Genomic DNA, 1,648 nt, shown 5'->3' with positions numbered 1-1,648 from the left:
ATCTAGTATTATATTTTCTCCGGTTTCAGCAATTATAGGATCAATTTTAAACTGGAATTCAGTTAAACCACTTTTATTAAGAACTTTAGACATCTTGGAAGAGGAACTAGAAAAAGATGGATCGGATACTAAAGTAAACATTCTTACAGGCTCAATTCAATTTAATAATATTTCATTTAGTTTTGATGACAAAAAAATAATAGAAAACTTAAGTTTAAACATTGAAAATCAAGAAAGTATTGCTATTGTTGGAGAAAGTGGTAGCGGTAAAACCACTTTGGCTAACTTATTATTAAAATTGCATACCGCTGATAAGGGTAATATATTAATAGACAAAAGAGATATTAAAGATTGGAATAGTGAGGAACTAAGAAAAAAGGTAGGACTAATGACCCAGGATGGAGTTTTATTTAGAGGAAGTCTATCCGAGAATTTATCTTACTTTGATATAAAGTATGATCCTTCAAAAATTCTGAATGCTATAGATAAATTGAATCTAAGTAATTATATTCAATTTCAAAGTATAAATGATATTTTTATCACTGAGGGAGGAACAAATTTTTCTGGTGGTCAAAGACAAAGGTTATCTATGTTACGCCTGTTCATGAAAGAATATCCAATTCTTATCTTAGATGAACCAACTAACCATTTAGATAGAGAAACGGCAAATGCCGTTATTGAAAGTATATTTGCCATACCATCCACTAAAATTATTATCACTCATGACGAAAATATTTTAGAGCGTGTAGATAGAGTTTATGAACTTACTGATAAAAAATTAGAACAAAGAGAAACCTTTTCTAAATCCAAATTGCAAACATCAGGTAAAGGATAAATAGAATATCTAATAGATCAAGAATATAATAGATACTTACTTTTATTTGAGAATAAGAAAGTGAGGAACAAAATGAAATTAGCAATTCAAACAAAAAATTTAACAAAATCTTTTGAAAATCAATCCATTGTAAGAGATTTAAACTTATCTGTTCCTGAAGGAAGTTTATATGCTTTTATTGGACCTAATGGTGCAGGAAAAACAACAACAATGCGAATGTTATTGGGATTAATTCCATTAGATAAAGGAACGATATTATTTAATGATAAAGATATCAAAGAATGGAAAGAAGAATTATTTGAAAATGTGGGGTGTTTTATTGATTCACCTACCTATTATCCTAATTTAACAGCATATGAAAATTTAGCTTATGTACAAAAAATGATTAATAAACCTTTAGATGAGATAGATAGAGTATTAAAAACTACAGGAATATATAAAGCCAAGGATAAAAAAGTGAAAGATTTTTCTTTAGGAATGAAACAAAGGCTAGGTATTTCCTTTGCTATTCTTAATAATCCTAAAATATTAATTCTGGACGAGCCGACAAATGGATTAGACCCAGAGGGAGTACACGAGATTAGACGTTTATTACTTCATTTAGTAAAAAATGAGGGGAAGACTATATTTATTTCTAGTCATAATTTGGCTGAAATTGAAATGATAGCAGATCACATAGCATTATTACATAAGGGTAGCTTACTCTATGAAGGGAAGTTAAACAGTATTATTACTTCTGGAGAATATATTGTTCATGTTAATGATACTGCTGCCACAGAAAGAGTTTTAAATACAAAGGGTATACCTTATAGC

Annotated in this window: 2 protein-coding genes; both read left to right on the top strand. The window is 28.9% G+C overall.

Features of this window, described 5'->3' with window-relative positions; translation table 11 throughout:
* The coding region (locus GBN78_RS29665; protein ID WP_152128032.1) for an ATP-binding cassette domain-containing protein at positions 1-835 on the top strand (835 nt) is incomplete at its 5' end.
* 72 nt (positions 836-907) lie between these two features.
* A partial coding sequence (locus tag GBN78_RS29660; RefSeq protein WP_152128031.1) for an ABC transporter ATP-binding protein occupies positions 908-1,648 on the top strand: 741 nt, incomplete at its 3' end.

This window comes from Bacillus sp. B2-WWTP-C-10-Post-4 (genome assembly GCF_009183805.1).
Lineage (GTDB): Bacteria > Bacillota > Bacilli > Bacillales > Bacillaceae_G > Bacillus_A > Bacillus_A cereus.
This window is presented reverse-complemented; position numbering and strand designations above follow the sequence as displayed.